General features: G+C 72.7%; 13 protein-coding genes and 1 tRNA gene. 6 read left to right on the forward strand and 8 right to left on the reverse strand.

What is annotated here, in order from left to right:
• Positions 1-138: 138 nt before the first annotated feature.
• Positions 139-1023, reverse strand: coding sequence for a chitosanase (locus GTY84_RS07035; RefSeq protein ID WP_345943356.1), 885 nt, complete (start codon positions 1021-1023; stop codon positions 139-141).
• Positions 1024-1226: 203 nt separating this feature from the next.
• Here GTY84_RS07035 and GTY84_RS07040 point away from each other — a divergent pair, with 203 nt between their 5' ends.
• Positions 1227-1976, forward strand: coding sequence for a VWA domain-containing protein (locus GTY84_RS07040; RefSeq protein ID WP_161225223.1), 750 nt, complete (start codon positions 1227-1229; stop codon positions 1974-1976).
• Here GTY84_RS07040 and GTY84_RS07045 read toward each other — a convergent pair.
• Positions 1966-2601 carry an SIMPL domain-containing protein gene (locus GTY84_RS07045; protein WP_161225224.1) on the reverse strand — a complete coding sequence of 212 codons (636 nt, stop codon included), beginning with the start codon at positions 2599-2601 and terminating at the stop codon, positions 1966-1968. The genes GTY84_RS07040 and GTY84_RS07045 overlap by 11 nt on opposite strands.
• A 241-nt stretch (positions 2602-2842) precedes the next feature.
• Between GTY84_RS07045 and GTY84_RS07050 the strand changes: the two genes are divergently transcribed.
• The 4 genes from GTY84_RS07050 to pyk all read left to right on the forward strand — a co-directional run bounded on the left by GTY84_RS07050 (position 2843) and on the right by pyk (position 9629).
• Positions 2843-3193, forward strand: coding sequence for a chorismate mutase (locus tag GTY84_RS07050; RefSeq protein ID WP_161225225.1), 351 nt, complete (start codon positions 2843-2845; stop codon positions 3191-3193).
• Positions 3194-3326: 133 nt separating this feature from the next.
• Positions 3327-5825, forward strand: a complete 2499-nt coding sequence (gene pepN / locus GTY84_RS07055) for an aminopeptidase N (RefSeq protein ID WP_161225226.1) — start codon at positions 3327-3329, stop codon at positions 5823-5825.
• A gap of 799 nt (positions 5826-6624) precedes the next feature.
• Complete coding sequence (locus tag GTY84_RS07060; RefSeq protein WP_237532093.1) at positions 6625-8043, forward strand: SidA/IucD/PvdA family monooxygenase; 1419 nt, start codon at positions 6625-6627, stop codon at positions 8041-8043.
• A gap of 155 nt (positions 8044-8198) precedes the next feature.
• Positions 8199-9629, forward strand: a complete 1431-nt coding sequence (gene pyk, locus GTY84_RS07065) for a pyruvate kinase (RefSeq protein WP_161225228.1) — start codon at positions 8199-8201, stop codon at positions 9627-9629.
• A 21-nt stretch (positions 9630-9650) separates the two neighbouring features.
• Here pyk and GTY84_RS07070 read toward each other — a convergent pair.
• Positions 9651-9724: transfer RNA gene (locus GTY84_RS07070), tRNA-Leu, on the reverse strand.
• Between the two features lie 101 nt (positions 9725-9825).
• On the opposite strand from GTY84_RS07070, the gene GTY84_RS07075 reads away from it, so the two are divergent.
• Complete coding sequence (locus GTY84_RS07075; RefSeq protein WP_161225229.1) at positions 9826-10482, forward strand: response regulator; 657 nt, start codon at positions 9826-9828, stop codon at positions 10480-10482.
• 119 nt (positions 10483-10601) lie between these two features.
• Here the strand turns inward: GTY84_RS07075 and GTY84_RS07080 are convergent, their stop codons facing one another.
• From GTY84_RS07080 to GTY84_RS07100, 5 genes are all read right to left on the reverse strand, one after another.
• Positions 10602-11318, reverse strand: coding sequence for an ABC transporter ATP-binding protein (locus tag GTY84_RS07080; protein ID WP_161225230.1), 717 nt, complete (start codon positions 11316-11318; stop codon positions 10602-10604).
• A complete protein-coding gene (locus GTY84_RS07085; RefSeq protein ID WP_161225231.1) occupies positions 11315-12205 on the reverse strand; it encodes an ABC transporter ATP-binding protein in 891 nt (296 codons plus the stop codon). The genes GTY84_RS07080 and GTY84_RS07085 overlap by 4 nt, the downstream gene beginning before the upstream one ends.
• A gap of 4 nt (positions 12206-12209) precedes the next feature.
• On the reverse strand, positions 12210-14036 hold the full coding sequence (locus GTY84_RS07090; RefSeq protein ID WP_161225232.1) for a branched-chain amino acid ABC transporter permease: 1827 nt from the start codon (positions 14034-14036) through the stop codon (positions 12210-12212).
• Between the two features lie 5 nt (positions 14037-14041).
• Positions 14042-14974: a branched-chain amino acid ABC transporter permease gene (locus GTY84_RS07095; RefSeq protein ID WP_161225233.1), complete on the reverse strand. Its 933-nt coding sequence runs from the start codon at positions 14972-14974 to the stop codon at positions 14042-14044.
• A gap of 117 nt (positions 14975-15091) precedes the next feature.
• Positions 15092-16333: a branched-chain amino acid ABC transporter substrate-binding protein gene (locus GTY84_RS07100; protein WP_161225234.1), complete on the reverse strand. Its 1242-nt coding sequence runs from the start codon at positions 16331-16333 to the stop codon at positions 15092-15094.
• Positions 16334-16421 lie beyond the last annotated feature (88 nt).

A 16421-nucleotide genomic window follows, 5' to 3' on the forward strand; every position in this document is an offset into this window, starting at 1 on the left:
CCCCCGGACCCCCCGAGATGGCGCCTGCCCTGTCCCCGACCGGACCCCGGGCAGGCGCTGTCGTCTCTCCGTACGCCCCGCGCCCGTCCGGGCCGTCCCCGGGCCTCCCGCCGACCGCCCGCCGGGGCCGGCCGCGCCCTACGGCACCCGGTACGTGTCCCCGTACGTCTGCCACGTCAGCGGGGTCCGCAGCGCCAGGTTCCCGGCCCCCAGGAAGCGGCGCTGGGCGGTGTCGATCCGGGAGGTGTCGATGCCGGGGCGCCGGGCCAGCATGGCCGCGCGCCGCACATCGAGGAAGGCGTTCAGGAAGTCCGTCTCGGAGCCGCCGGCGGCCGGGGTCGCCGCCCGCTCCGCCGCCCGCTCGCGCAGTCCGTAGAAACCGTCGGGACCCGTGTCCGGGCCGTGGAAGACCATCGCGTCGTAGTAGACGAACTGGCCCAGCGCGCCCAGGCCGTCCCGCTCGGCCCGGCGCACCGCCGGATCGAAGTAGACCCGGTCCCGCTCCTCCTCCTGCGCCTTCCGGAACGCCGGGACCTCCGCCTCGGCCCGCCAGGCGTCGGGGAAGCCCGGGTCCAGTCCCTCGTGGGAGCCGGTCCCGTCGACCGCGCGCAGCGCGGGCAGGTAGCGGGCCAGGCCGTTGTCCGGACGGGCGCGGGTGTAGCGCTCGACGAGGGCGAGCAGGTCGTGGGTGCCGGTGCAGAAGCCGATGATGCCGGCCGTGTAGCCGTCGCCGTGCCCGTCGTCCTCGATGGCGCCGTAGGAGGTGCGCCACTCGACGGTGGAGTTCTCGGCGCTCGACACCAGTTGCTGCGCCAGCTCCTTCTTCTCCGGCGAGGCCAGCCCCGCCGGGGCACCCTCGGCCCGCCCGTCGGCCCGGTCCCCGCCGGCCTCCCGCGACGCGGCCGGGGCGGTCACGGCGGACGGGGCGGACGGGGCGTCGGCCGTGTCGGCCGGTATGAGCAGGTACGCGCCCGTGACCACCACGGGAGCGGCCATGAGAAGCAGCACACCGGCACGTTTCACTGGGAAGGACCTCCGCCCGTCGCTGACGACACCCGGCACCGGCCACCGCCCCCACCGCCGCGCGGTCCCGTGACCCCGCGGTCCGGCGGGGCGCGACCGGCCCGGCGGCGAACCAAGCTACCAACCCCGGCGGCCCTCCGGAGCCCGGTCGAGGATGCCGTACGCTCGGGCCACGCCGAAGCCGCTGCGGGAGGGGAGCCCGGATGGCCGCCATCAGCCTGACCAAGGTGCTGGAGAGCGCGCCCGCCCTGGCCGGGCCGTACCGCAGCGCCGGGGTGTCGCTGACGAAGCACGGGCTGGAGGGCGTCCGCGCGGCGGTGTACCTGGTCGTCGACCACTCCGGCTCCATGCGGCCGTACTACCGGGACGGCAGCGTCCAGGCGCTCGCCGACCGGGTCCTCGGGCTCTCCGCCCACCTCGACGACGACGGCACCGTGCCGGTCGTCTTCTTCTCCACCGACGTCGACGCCGTCGCCGAGATCACGCTCGCCGGCCACGAGGGGCGCATCGGGCGGATCGCCGCCGGGCTCGGGCACATGGGCCGCACCCACTACGAGGCGGCCATGGACGCCGTCATCGACCACTACCTGGACAGCGGCGCCCGCGACCCCGCCCTCGTCGTCTTCCAGACCGACGGCGGCCCGAGCAGCCGGACCGCCGCCGAACGCCATCTGTGCAAGGCAGCCCGACTGCCGCTGTTCTGGCAGTTCATCGGCTTCGGCGACCCGGACAGCCGCCGGTTCGACTATCTGCGCAGGCTGGACGAGCTGGCCGTGCCCGCCAGGCGGGTCGTCGACAACGCCGGGTTCTTCCACGCCGGGCGCGATCCCCGCCGGATGTCCGACGCCCGGCTCTACGACCTGCTGCTGGGGGAGTTCCCGCAGTGGCTCGCGGCGGCCCGCGCGGCGGGCATCGTCCGCGGCGGGACCGGGGCGGCCGGGGTCAGGGGATGAGGGCCCAGCCGACCCGCACCGCGGCCGTCAACTCCACCGCGCCGGGGGCGAGGTCGCCCGCGGGCCCTCCGCCGGCCCCGGCACGGAGACCGGGCGCCTGGGCGTGCCCCGCCTCCAGGTCCCGCAGGGAGACGACCGGCCCCAGCCGCACCCCCGCCGCCCCCGCGTACACCCCGGCCCTGCGCCGGGCGTCGGCCACGGCGCGGCGGCGCGCCTCGTCGCCCAGGGCCTCCCGGTCCCGCACGTCGAACTCCACACCGTCGATCCGCTGCGCGCCCGCGGCCACCACGTCCACGATCAGCCGCTGGAGGCCGTCCAGCGCCTCCGTCTCCACCCCGTACGCCGCCCGGCACGCGTAGCCGACGAACCTGCGGCCGGTGCCGTAGCCGTCGAACTCCGAGGCCAGGGCGAGCCGCGAGGCCGACACCCCCTCGTCGGCCAGACCGTGCCGGCGCAGCACTCCGCGCAGCCTCGACACCGCCTCCCCGGCGTTGCGGAACGCCAGGTCGGGGGAGGGCTCCACCACCTCGACCACCAGGGCCACCCGGGCCAGCCCCGGCTCCGCCCGCACCCGGCCCACACCCGTCACCGTGAGCCCGCCGGGCTCCCCGTCCGCCTCCGTCATGGGGGCATTCAAGCACCGCGCCCGGACACCGGTCACGCCCCGCCCGCCAGGGCCGCCCGCTCCCGCCCCGGCGCGGGTGCCGGTGCCGGGTCCGCCCCACAGCGCCGTCCGTCCCCGCCGTGCGGGCGGTGTCCGCGGGCGGCGGCGGCGCGGCGCGCCGCACGCCCCGGCGCGCCGGGGAGGCGTTCGGGCCGTGAGACGGTCTGCGGCGTTCCGCCCCCCACCCGTAGGGTGGGCGACCATGACCACCAGCAACACGGGCACCGGCGCGGAGGACCCCGCCGTCGTCGAGGAGCTGACCCGGCTGCGCGACAGCATCGACAACATCGACGCCGCCGTCGTCCACATGCTCGCCGAACGGTTCAAATGCACCCAGCGGGTCGGCCACCTCAAGGCCCGGCACTCCCTGCCGCCCGCCGATCCGGCCCGCGAGGCCCGGCAGATCGCCCGGCTGCGCTCCCTCGCGGAGAGCGCCAGACTCGACCCGGCCTTCGCCGAGAAGTTCCTCACGTTCATCATCGCCGAGGTGATCCACCACCACGAGCGCATCGCGGAGCACAAGGACGAGGACACCGTCCCCGCGCGGGACTGACCGCCCGCCCGGCGGCCCGGCACGGCGCGCGGCGGTCCCGCAGGGCGCGCCGCCACCGCCGAACGAACCGGACAAGCGCCGTGAAACGGCCCGGCCCTGTGCGCCGCCCCCACCATCGGGCAGCATGGCCACCATGTCCGTACTGACGCGCGACGAAGCGCAGACCCGTGCCCAGCTTCTCGATGTCCACCACTACACCATCGACCTCGACCTGACCGGCGGCGACGAGACCTTCGGCTCCCGTACCGCCATCCGGTTCACCGTCCGCTCGGGGACGGGCAGCACGGACACCTTCGTCGAGGTCAAGCCCGCCGAACTGCGCTCCGTGACCCTCGACGGACGGCCCCTCGACCCCGGCGCCCTGGACGGCAACCGGCTGCCGCTGACCGGTCTCGCGCCGGGCGAGCACGAGCTGCGCGTCGAGGCGTCCATGCGCTACTCGCGCACCGGTGAGGGCATGCACCGCTTCACCGATCCCAGTGACGGCGAGACCTATGTCTACACCCAGCTCTTCCTCGACGACGTGCAGCGCGTCTACGCCGCCTTCGACCAGCCCGACCTCAAGGCCGTCTTCGCCCTGACCGTCACCGCCCCCGAGGAGTGGACGGTCCTCGCCAACGGCGTCACCGAGCACACCGGCGGCGGCGTCTGGACGGCCGCCCCCACGCCGCGCATCTCCACCTACCTCGTCGCCGTCGCCGCCGGGCCCTGGCACTCCGTGCGCGCCGAGCACCGCGGGCTGCCCTTCGGCATCCACTGCCGCCGCTCGCTCGCCCCCCACCTGGAGGCCGACGCGGACGAGCTGTTCGAGATCACCCGCGCCTGCTTCGACCGCTACCACGAGAAGTTCACCGAGCCCTACCCGTTCGACTCCTACGACCAGGCGTTCGTCCCCGAGTTCAACGCCGGCGCCATGGAGAACCCCGGACTGGTCACCTTCCGCGACGAGTTCGTCTTCCGCTCCGCCGTCACCGACACCGAGCGGCAGACCCGCGCCATGGTCATCGCCCACGAGATGGCCCACATGTGGTTCGGTGACCTCGTCACCCTCAAGTGGTGGGACGACATCTGGCTCAACGAGTCCTTCGCGGAGTACATGGGCTACCGGACCGTCGGGGAGGCCACCCGCTTCACCGACATCTGGACCGACTTCGGCGTCGCCCGCAAGGCCTGGGGCTACAACGCCGACCAGCGCCCCTCCACCCACCCGGTGGCCCCGGAGAACGTCGAGGACACCGCCTCCGCGCTGCTCAACTTCGACGGCATCTCCTACGCCAAGGGCGCCTCCGCGCTGCGCCAGCTCGTCGCCTGGCTCGGCGAGAAGGACTTCCTGGCCGGCATCAACCTCCACTTCGAGCGGCACCGGTTCGGCAACGCCACCCTCGCCGACTTCATCGACTCGCTCGCCGCCGCCACCGAGCGCGACGTGCACACCTGGGCCGACGCCTGGCTGCGCACCACCGGCGTCGACACCCTCACCCCGCGCGTCACCGGGGACAACGGCGGGCGCCTCCTCACCGTCGAACGCACCGGCAGCCGCCCGCACCGCATCGCCGTCGGCCTCTACGACCAGGACCTCACCGACGAGGGCCGGCTGAGCCTGCGCGAGCGCCTCGACATCGACGTGCCGCAGAGCGAGCCCCGGCCCATCGGCAAGCGCCCCGCCCTGATCGTCCTGAACGACGGGGACCTCACCTACGCCAAGGTCCGCTTCGACGCCGAGTCCTTCCGCACCCTCGCCGCGACCCTGTCCGGACTCCCCGGCCCGCTCACCCGGGCCGTCGTCTGGAACGCGCTCCAGGACGCCGTGCGCGACGGCGAGCTGCCGGTCACCGAGTACCTGGAGACCGCCCGCGCGCACCTTCCGCACGAGACCGACCTGGCCCTCGTCGACGGGGTGCTGACCTTCGCCACCACCCAGGTCGCCCGCCGCTACGTCACCCCCGAGCAGCGGCCCGCCGCCCTGGCCGTCCTGGCCGAGCTGTGCCGCGACCTCATCCGGCGCACCGAGGACGGCGACCACCCCGGGCTGCGGCTGATCGCCGTGCGGCACCGCATCAGCACGGCCACCCAGCCCGACACCATCACCGGCTGGCTCGCCGAGGGCACCGTCCCCGGCGGCCCGGAACTCGACCCGGAGCTGCGCTGGCGGGTCCTCACCCGGCTCTCCGTGCTCGGCGCGGTCGGCGAGGTGGAGATCGCCGCCGAGCTGGCGCACGACCCCAGCGCCACCGGGCGGGAGGGCGCCGCCCGATGTCGGGCCGCGCTGCCCGACGCCGGGGCCAAGGGCCGCGCCTGGGCCGCCATGTTCGACTCCGACGAGCTGTCGAACTACCTGTTCACCGCGACCGCCCAGGGCTTCTGGCAGCCCGAGCAGGCCGAGCTGACCGCGGAGTACGTCGCCCGCTACTACCCCGACGCGGTCGCCCTCGCCGCCCGCCGGGGACCGGCCATGGCGGAGGCCGCCGGACACGGCGCCTTCCCGGTGTACGCCGTCGACCCCGGGACGCTGCGCCTCGGCCGGGAGTGCCTCGACACGGACGGCCCGACCCCGGCCCTGCGCCGCAAGCTCGTCGACCAGCTCGACGACCTGGCCCGCGCCCTGCGCGTCCGGGGGGTCGAGACGGACTGACGGCACGGGCGGTGCCCCGCCTCCGGGGCCGCCGCCCGGCCCGGGAGGTGGCCGGGGCCCGGTTCCGGGGGCGGCCGGGGCCCGGTTCCGGAGGCCGGTCCCGGGGTGGTCCGGCCCGAGGCCGGGAGGTCAGCCCGGGTCCCCTGGCCTCGGGATGGCCGGCCGGGTCCGGTCGGTGGCCCGGCGGGTCGGTTGACGAGCCGGGTTGACGGAACGGGCCCGACCGGAGGACGGGCCGGGGGGAGCCGCCGCCCGGCGGAACGGGCCGACGGCATCCGCCGGGCGCCCGCGGCCGACGGCGGGGGAGCGGGCCGGAAGCCCGGACGCGGGAAGGGACCGGCCTCGCGGCAACCTCCCGGGACGGCGCCCGTCCCCACCCCGGCAGGCCACCGCCCCAGGCTCCGCGCGGCGCCCGGGGCGGACGTGCCCGCAGGGCCCCCGCCGGTGGGGCGACGGGCGGCGGTACCCCCTTTCGGGTTCCGATCAGCGCGGTTGCCGGGCATGCCCGGGGGAGCGCGGCCACCCTGGGGGCTGTCCGTTCCCGCCCGGAAGGCAGTCCATGGGCATGCCGCCCCCCGTCCGCACCCCCGCCCCCCGGAGCCCCCGGCCGACCCCGGCACCGAACCCCCGGGAGGCCGGCGCCCACCGGCGCACCGGGCCGGGCACGGGGGCCGGGCCCCGCGCACCTCCGGACCTCCGCGCGCCCCATGTCCGCGCGTACGACGGTCCGCCCCGCCCCCACCTCCGGCCCGACGACCCGGCCGGCTCCTCGGCCCCGTGGAAGGACAACCCCCGTCCGATGAACGACCCGCAGTCCGCCCAGCCCGCCCCCGACGAGCCCCATGACCTCGTCGGTATCGGCATCGGCCCCTTCAACCTCTCCCTCGCCGCCCTGGCCGACCCCCTGAGCGGGCTCGACGCCGTCTTCTACGACCAGCGGCCCGCCTTCCACTGGCACCCCGGGCTGCTGATCGACGGCGCCCGCGTCCAGGTCCCCTTCCTCGCGGACCTCGTCACCCTGGTCGACCCCGGCAGCCCCTGGTCCTTCCTCAACCACCTGCGGGCCCGCCAGCGCCTCTTCCCCTTCTACTTCGCCGAGCGCTTCCACATCCCGCGCACCGAGTACGACGCCTACTGCCGCTGGGTCGCCGAGCGCCTGCCCGCCCTGCGCTTCGGCCACCGCGTCGACGCCGTCCGCTGGAACGCGCGGGACGGCCTCTTCGAGATCGACCACACCCGGATCGGCGCCGACGGCGGGGCGACCGCCCGGGCCCGCGCCCGCACCAGGAACGTCGTCCTCGGCATCGGCACCGAACCCCACGTCCCGGAGGCGCTCGCGCCCCTCGTCGGCGCCCCCGGCGCCCCCGTCGTGCACTCCTCCGACTACCTCGCCCACCGCGACGCGCTGCTCGCCGCCGGGCACATCACCGTCATCGGCACCGGCCAGTCCGGCGCCGAGATCTTCCTCGACCTGCTCCGCCACCGCCCCGTCGGCCGCGAGCGGCTGCACTGGCTCGGCCGCACCGGCGCCTTCGCGCCCATGGAGTACTCCCGGCTCGGGCTGGAGCACTTCACCCCCGACCACACCCGCTACTTCCACGCCCTGCCCGAGGAGGTGCGCGACGGCCTCGTCGCCTCCCAGTGGCAGCTGCACAGGGGCATCGACGCCGACACCGCCGCCGCCATCCACGACGAGCTGTACCGCCGTACCCTGGGCGGCGGCTGGCCCGACACCGTGCTCACCCCCGGCGTCCGGGTCCGCACCGCCGGGCGGCTCGCCGCCAGCCAGGTCGAACTCCACCTGGAACACGTCCCGCAGAGCACCCGCACCCGGCTGACCACCGACGCGGTCGTCCTCGCCACCGGTCACCGCGAACGCCCCCTGGACCGCCTGCTGGCCGCCCTGGAACCGCAGCCGCGCCGGGACGGCCGGGGGCGCCCCCGCGTCGACGAGTGCTTCCGGCTGGACCTCGGCCCCTCCGTCACCGGCCGGATCTACGTCCAGAACGCCGAGACGCACACCCACGGCGTCGGCGCCCCCGACCTCGGCCTGGGCGCCTGGCGGAGCGCGAGCATCCTCAACGACCTGACCGGCACCGAGCCCTACCCCCTGCCGGGCCGCACCGCCTTCACCACCTTCGGACTGGCCGAGGAGCGCCTCCGGGTCCCGTCCGCGCGCCGGTACCGCACCCTCGTACCGCTCGCGGACGGCACCTGAGGCCGCCGGACGGCGCGCCCCCGCCCCCGCGTGCGACGCTCATCGGAGCGGGGTTCCGCACTGTTGACGGTTTGTCAGGAACCCTTTGCCCAAAGGTGGTTGAGTGGTCATGTGCGGCCAATTCACTACCCGCTGGTACGGCATAGGCTCGACCCATGCGCCGAGCGAAAATCGTCTGTACCCTGGGGCCCGCCACCGATTCCTACGACCAGATCAAGAGCCTGGTCGAGGCCGGTATGGACGTGGCCCGCTTCAATTTCAGCCATGGCACCCACGCCGAGCACGAGGAGCGCTACCAGCGGGTGCGCAAGGCCGCCGACGAGACGGGCCGCAGCGTCGGCACCCTCGCCGACCTCCAGGGCCCGAAGATCCGGCTCGGCCATTTCACCGAGGGCCCCGTCCTGCTCGAGCGCGACGACGAGTTCACCATCACCGTCGAGGAGGGCGCCGGGGGCGACCGCCACGGCTGCGGCACCACCTACGCCGGTCTCGCCGACGACGTCACCCCCGGTGAGCGCATCCTGGTCGACGACGGCCGGGTCTGCCTGCGGGTGACCGGCGTCGACGGCCCCCGGGTGCGCACCCGGGTGGTCGAGGGCGGCATGGTCTCCGACCACAAGGGGCTCAACCTGCCCGGCGTCTCGGTCTCGGTCCCCGCGCTGTCCAAGAAGGACGAGGACGACCTGCGCTGGGCGCTGCGCAGCGGCTTCGACGTGATCGCCCTGTCCTTCGTGCGCAGCGGCCGCGACGTGCTGGACGTGCACCGGATCATGGACGAGGAGGGCCGCCGGCTCCCCGTCATCGCCAAGGTCGAGAAGCCGCAGGCGGTCGAGAACATCGAGGACATCGTCGCGGCCTTCGACGGCGTCATGGTGGCCCGCGGCGACCTCGGCGTCGAGATGCCCCTGGAACAGGTCCCGATCGTGCAGAAGCGCGCGGTCAAGCTGGCCCGGCGCAACGCCAAGCCGGTCATCGTCGCCACCCAGATGCTCGACTCGATGATCGACAACGCCCGCCCGACCCGCGCCGAGGCGTCGGACGTCGCCAACGCGGTCATCGACGGCACGGACGCCGTGATGCTCTCCGGGGAGACCAGCGTCGGCAAGTACGCGGTGGAGACGGTGCGGACGATGGCCCGCATCGTGGCGGCGGCCGAGGAGGACCTCCTCGCCCGGGGGCTGCCGCCGCTGACGGGGCAGGACAAGCCCCGCACCCAGGGCGGCGCGGTGGCCCGCGCGGCGGCGGAGATCGGCGACTTCCTCGGCGCGGAGTTCCTGGTGGCGTTCACCCAGTCCGGGGACACCGCCCGGCGCCTGTCCCGCTACCGCTCGCCCATCCCGCTGCTGGCCTTCACCCCGGACCCGGCCACCCGCGCGCAGCTCAGCCTCACCTGGGGCGTGGAGACCTTCCTCGGGCCGCGGGTGGAGTCCACCGACGCGATGGTCGACCAGGTGGACGAACTGCTCACCCGGTACGGGCGCGGGGAGAGGGGCGACGCCGTGGTCATCACGGCCGGATCGCCGCCCGGTGTCCCGGGGACGACGAACATGGTGCGCGTCCATCACATCGGGGAGGACGACTGCTGACCTCTGAAAGAAAGGGATACGTGCCCCGGGTGGGACTCGAACCCACACTGAATGCCTTTTGAGGGCATCGTCTCTGCCGATTGGACTACCGGAGCCTCTTCGAACCGAAGGCAGTGTATCCCCTCGGTGAAGCAAACATACAGGAGCTGGGTAGGCTCTTGTCAGCAGTGCCCCTGCACCGAACGAGGAGCCCCACGTGACCGCCCCCGAGCCGCCCCAGCCAGAGAACGTGCCCGAAGACGACGCGTCGCACGTGCCTCCGATGACGACCCGCGTCGTCATCGCCGAGGACGAGGCCCTGATCCGGCTCGACCTCAAGGAGATGCTGGAGGAGGAGGGGTACTCCGTGGTCGGCGAGGCCGGCGACGGCGAGCGGGCGGTGGAGCTGGCCCGTGAGCACCGGCCCGACCTGGTGATCCTCGATGTGAAGATGCCCAAGCTGGACGGCATCTCGGCCGCCGAGCGGATCGCCGCCGAGAGCATCGCGCCGGTGCTGATGCTGACCGCCTTCTCCCAGCGCGATCTGGTGGAGCGGGCCCGGGACGCCGGGGCGATGGCGTACCTGGTCAAGCCCTTCAGCAAGAGCGACGTCGTCCCGGCGATCGAGATGGCCGTCTCCCGGTTCACCGAGCTGAAGACGCTGGAGAAGGAGGTCGCGGACCTCAGCCAGCGCCTGGAGACCCGCAAGCTGGTGGACCGCGCCAAGTCCGTGCTCCAGACCGAGTACGGACTGACCGAGCCCGCCGCCTTCCGGTGGATCCAGAAGACCTCCATGGACCGCCGGATGTCGATGCAGCAGGTGGCCGAGGCGGTCATCCTGGACGCCGAGGAGAAGAAGGCGGCCAAGGGCTGACCCTCCGTCACCGGCCGGGCCCCGCCCGCCCCCGCCCGGGAAGGGCACCGCACGCGTCCGGGCCCGTACCCCCGTCGAGGGGTACGGGCCCGGACGCGTGCGGCGCCGGGGCGGGGTGCTCAGTCCTCGCCCAGGTACGCCTTGCGGACCGACTCGTCGTGCAGCAGGTCCTGGCCGGTGCCGGAGAGCACGATGTTGCCGACCTCCATCACATGGCCCTGGTCGGCCAGCGACAGCGCGGCCTGGGCGTTCTGCTCGACCAGCAGGATCGTGGTGCCCTGCGCCTTCAGGTCGGCGATCGTCGACATGATCTTCTGCATCATGATCGGCGACAGGCCCATCGAGGGCTCGTCCAGCATCAGCAGCTTCGGCTGCGACATCAGCGCCCTGCCCATGGCGAGCATCTGCTGCTCACCGCCGGACAGGGTGCCCGCGGCCTGCCTGCGCCGCTCCCCGAGGATCGGGAAGAGGTCGTAGGCGTGCTGGATGTCCCGCTCGATGCCCTGCCGGTCACTGCGCAGGAACGCGCCGAGCCGGAGGTTGTCCTCGATCGCCATCCTGGGGAAGATGTGCCGCCCCTCGGGGGAGTGGGCGAGCCCCAGGGAGACGATCTGGTGGGCGGGGACCTTCTTCAGCGACCGGCCGTTGAAGCGGATCTGTCCGCCGACGGGCTTCAGCAGCCCCGACAGGGTGCGCAGCGTCGTGGTCTTGCCCGCGCCGTTGGTGCCGATGAGGGTGACGACCTCGCCGGCCTCCACCGTGAACGAGATGCCCTTGACGGCTTCGATCTTGCCGTAGGCGACCCGGAGGTCCTCGACTTCGAGCAGGGCGGTCATCGGTCGTTCTCCTTGCCGGCCGGGGTGTCGGCCGCGGTGCCGGCGTTGGCCTCGGCGGCCTCCACCTCGGCGGCTTCCGCGGCGCCGGGGTCGTTCTCCAGGGGTTCGCCCAGATAGGCGGCGACGACGCGCTCGTCGCCCTGGACGGTGGCGCTGTCGCCCTCGATCAGCTTCTCGCCCTGCACCAGGACGGCGACGCGGTCGCAGAGGTTGAAGATGAACCGCATGTCGTGCTCGATGACGAGGATCGCGATGCCCTTGTCGCGGATCGCGAAGACCAGTTCCTCGGTGGTCCGGGTCTCCTGCGGGTTCATGCCGGCCGTCGGCTCGTCCAGCAGCAGCAGGCCCGGCTCGCTGGCCAGGGCGCGGGCGATCTCCAGCTTGCGCTGCTCACCGTAGGGGAGGTTGCGGGCCAGATGGTCCGCCTTGGCGGCCAGGCCCACGAACTCCAGGAGTTCCATGGCGTGTTCGCGGGAGGCCGCCTCCGCCCGGTGGAAGCCGGGGCCGCGCAGGACGGCCGACCAGAAGCCCTCCCTGGTGCGGGTGTGGCGGCCGACGAGGACGTTCTCCAGCACCGTCATGTTGTTGAACAGCCGGATGTTCTGGAACGTCCGGGCGATCCCCGCGGCGGTCACCTTGAACGACTTGGGCGGCAGCACCCGGTCCTTGTAGCGGACCTCGCCCTCGGTCGGGATGTACAGACCGGTGAGGCAGTTGAAGAAGGTGGTCTTCCCGGCGCCGTTGGGGCCGATGAGGCCGACGATCTCGCCGCTGTTGACCGTGAGGTCCACGCCGCGCACGGCCGTCAGGCCGCCGAAGCGCATGGTGACCCCGCGGGCGTCCAGGACCGTGGTGGCGGTGCCCTTGGTGGTGGTGTCGGTGGTCATGTGGTCAGGCCCCTGTCTTGCTCAGGACGGTGGGCGCGTCGTCCTCTTCGTGGAACTCCAGCTGGCGGCGCCGGTTGGGGATGAGGCCCTCCGGACGGAACCGCATCAGCAGGACGAGCGCGAGTCCGAAGGCGAGCAGCTGGTAGTCGCCGAGGAACTGGAGCTTGTTGGGGATCAGGAAGAGCAGGGCGGCACCGATCAGGGGGCCGGCGATGGTGCCCATGCCGCCGAGGACGACCGCTGCCAGCAGGAAGGCCGAGTTGGGCGGGGTGGTGCCGGCGAACAGGTACTGCTCGGGCGTCACCGTGTAGGTGACGTGCGCCTGTACGGTGCCCGCGAGGCCGGCCAGGGTGGCGCCGACGGCGAAGGCGATGAGTTTGACCCGGAAGCCGTTGATGCCCATGGCGAGCGCGGCGGTCTCGTCCTCGCGGATGGCGACCCAGGCGCGGCCGATGCGGGAGTCGCCGCTGCGCCGGAAGACCAGCACCACGACCGCCGTGATGACGAGCATCAGGAAGAAGTAGTTGGCGAACCGGCCGATGGTGAAGCCGCCGATGTCGTGCTGGATGCCGAGGTCGAAGCCGAGGATCTTCAGGTCCGGGATGGACGACACGCCGTTGGATCCGTTGGTGATGTCCGGGCCCGAGGTGCCGTCGGTGTTGTTGGCGGCGATGCGGAAGATCTCACCGAAGCCGAGGGTGACGATGGCCAGGTAGTCGCCGCGCAGCCGCAGCGTCGGGGCGCCGATCAGCACACCGAACACCAGCGAGGCGACGGCGCCGACCAGCACGGCCGCCCAGAACGGGAAGTGCACGTCGAACGGCGAGCTGGGCGAGCCGGACACCAGGGCCGCCGCGTAGGCGCCGACGCCGAGGAAGGCGACGTAGCCGAGGTCCAGCAGGCCCGCGAGGCCGACGACGATGTTCAGGCCGAGGGCGACGGTGGCGAAGATCAGGATGTAGACGCCCAGGGTGGCGTACTGATCATCCGTCTGGGTGAAGGGGAAGCAGGCCGCCGCGATGAACGCGCCGCAGACCGTGATGTTCTGGTGCCGGGCGGTGATCTGCGAGACCCGGGAGATCAGACCGGCCTTGTTGAGCGCCGCGAAGCCGAGCCCGGCCATGATCAGGAAGCCGACGAACAGCTCGTCGTACTCGGTGCCGATGCCGTAGGTGAAGACCACCAGTGCGATCGCGAGGACCGCGACGATGATCAGGATCTCGGCGTAGGAGGGCAGCGGGCGGGCCGGGCGCGGGGTGCCCGCGGCGAAGGCCGCGCGGAGCGTGTGCCGCTTCTGCACGGCGTTGTGCTTGAACCGCTCCCAGCCGGTCTCGTCCGGGTCGAAGGGGTCCGGCTCGGGCCGTTCGAACGGCAGGGCCAGTGCGCCGAGCAGCGACACCAGGGTGGCGGCGGCCACGAGGTAGCCGCCGGGCTCCAGGTTGACCGCGCCGCCGAGCTCGGTGCTGATGGCGAGGACCGTGTACCAGGCGGTGGCGAAGGTGGCCAGGGCGGCGAGCTTGAGCGCCGCGTCGGCCCCGGCGGGCACCAGCCAGCGCAGCCCCTTGACACCGTACGAGGCGATGCCGAGGAGCGTGGTCAGGGCGCCGCCGATCAGCACCAGCACCTGCAGTCCGCCCGGGTAGCCGTAGACGGTGAGGTCACCGGGGAACTCGGAGGTCCAGGTCCAGGCCATGAACGTGGCGACGACGGCCAGGGCGGCGCCGCCGGTGGCGAGGGCGCGGCCGAGCAGCGGAGGGATGCCGATCAGGCCGGTGGGAGCGTCCGCGGCGGGCTCGCCCGCGGTCTTCGGAGCGGTGGTCTCTGTGGTCATCGGTGTCACGCCCTGTCCGCGACGCGTTCGCCGAGCAGGCCCTGCGGCCTGAACAGGAGCACGAGGATGAGGAGGATGAACGCCCAGACGTCGGCCCAGGACTGGCTGCCGAACTTGTCCAGGCCGGGGATGTCGGCGATGTACGCGGTGGCCAGGGTCTCCGCGACGCCGAGGACGACGCCGCCGATCATGGCGCCGTAGATGTTGCCGATGCCGCCCAGCACCGCGGCCGTGAAGGCCTTCAGGCCGAGGATGAAGCCCATCTTGAAGTCGATCTGGCCGTACTTGAGGCCGTTGGCGACACCGCCGACGGCGGCGAAGACCGCGCCGAGGGCGAAGGCGACCACGATGATGCGGTCGGTGTTGATGCCCATCAGCTTGGCGGTGTCGCGGTCCTGGGCGGTGGCCTGCATGCCGCGCCCGGTCCGGGTGCGCATCACGAAGTAGGCGAGGAAGGCCATGCTCAGCGGGGCGGCGGCGAGCAGGAAGATGTCACCGGTCTGCAGGGTGGCGCCGCCGATGCTGAAGGGGCCGCCCGCGATCTGCGGGAAGGGCAGCTTCGACTTGGCCTCGGGGTACAGCGCCCACACGGCCTGCTGGAGGGCGAGGGACAGGCCGATGGCCGTGATGAGCGGGGCCAGCCGCGGGGCACCGCGCAGCGGACGGTAGGCGAACCGTTCCGCCCCGATGGCGACCAGGACGGAGACCACCATGGCGCCCAGGAGCATCAGGGGCAGGGCGATCCACATGGAGGTGCCGTCGGGCAGGACGTACAGATGGACCGTGAGCGCCCCGAAGGCTCCCACCATGAAGATCTCGCCGTGGGCGAAGTTGATGAGCTGGACAATGCCGTAGACCATTGTGTAGCCGATGGCGATCAGCCCGTACATGGATCCCAGTAGCAGGCCGTTGACCAGCTGCTGCGGCAGTTCGTTCACCGCATGTCCTCCGAGACTTTCGGACGTTCGACGGATGAGGCCGGATGCGAGTCCGCGCGGGGCGCCTGTGGAACAGCGCCCCGCGCGGCTCGTGGGCAGTGGTGCGGGCGGGCGGGGTCAGCCGCCGTAGGTACCGGACTTCACGGCACCCCAGGCACCGTTCTCGACGGCGTAGACGGTGAGCTGCTTGTTGGTGGCGTCACCGAACTCGTCGAAGGAGACCTTGCCGGTCACACCGTCGAACGACACGCTCTGCATGGCCTCGACGACCTTGGCGCGGGCATCGCCCGGCAGCTTGCCGCCGTTGTCGTCGACGACCTTCTTCACGGCCTCGATGATCGACCAGGCGGAGTCGTAGGAGTAGCCGCCGTACGCCTCGAAGGCGTCCTTGTACCCCTCGGCCTTGTAGTTGGCGACGAACTCCTTGGCGGACGGGAGCTCCTCGACGGGCGCGCCGACCGAGGTCGCGAGGTCGCCGGTGCCGTTGGCGCCGGCGAGCTTGATGAAGTCGGCGCTGTAGATGCCGTCGCCGCCGACCAGCGGGATCTTCGCCCCGGCCTCCTTGATCTGCTTGCTCAGCGGGCCGGCCTGCGGGTACTCGCCGCCGTAGTAGACGACGTCGGCGCCGGAGTTCTTGACCTTGGTGGCGACCGCGTTGAAGTCCTTGGTGTCCGGGTTGATGTGCTCGGTGCCGACCACCTTGCCGCCGAGCTTCTTGAACTCCTCCGTGAAGGTGCCCGCGAGGCCGGCGCCGTAGGTCTTCTTGTCGTCGATGACGAAGACCTTGCGCTTCTTGGAGTCGTTGTAGACGTACTGCGCGGCGAACGGGCCCTGGACGGCGTCCGTGGTCGCGGTGCGGAAGTACGACTTGTACGGGCGGACCTGCTTGTTCTGCCAGTCCACGCCCTGGGTCAGCGACGGGTTGGTGTTGGCCGGGGAGACCTCGACCAGCTTCGCCGTGTCGAAGACCTTCTGCATGGACTCGCCGACCGAGGAGTTCAGCGGGCCGACCACGCCGAGCACGTCCTTGTTGGCGACGAGCTTGGTGGCGTTCTGCTGGCCGACCGAGGGCTGACCCTGGTCGTCGAGCGCCTGGATCTTGAAGGTGACGCCCTCGACGAACTTCTGCTTGTTGGCCGTCTTGGCGGCGAGGTCCGCGGAGTTCTTGATGCCGAGGCCCAGCGCGGACAGGTCGCCGGTCAGGGGGGCGTCCACGCCGATGACGACGGTGGTGCTGCCACCGCCGGAACCGTCACCGGACTTGGAGCCGCCGTCGTCGTCACGCGAACCGCAGGCGGTGAGGGTGAGCGCTCCCGCCGCCAGAGCGGCGGTGATGGCGATGAGCGAACGTTGGCGCACGATCAGTCCTTTCCCTGGCACGGCCGCTGCCTTGTGGAAGGCGGCCGAGTCGAGCGCTGTGCCGAAGTGTCATTCCGACTGCGCGGTG

This window comes from Streptomyces sp. SID8352 (genome assembly GCF_009862265.1).
Classification (GTDB): Bacteria; Actinomycetota; Actinomycetes; order Streptomycetales; family Streptomycetaceae; genus Streptomyces.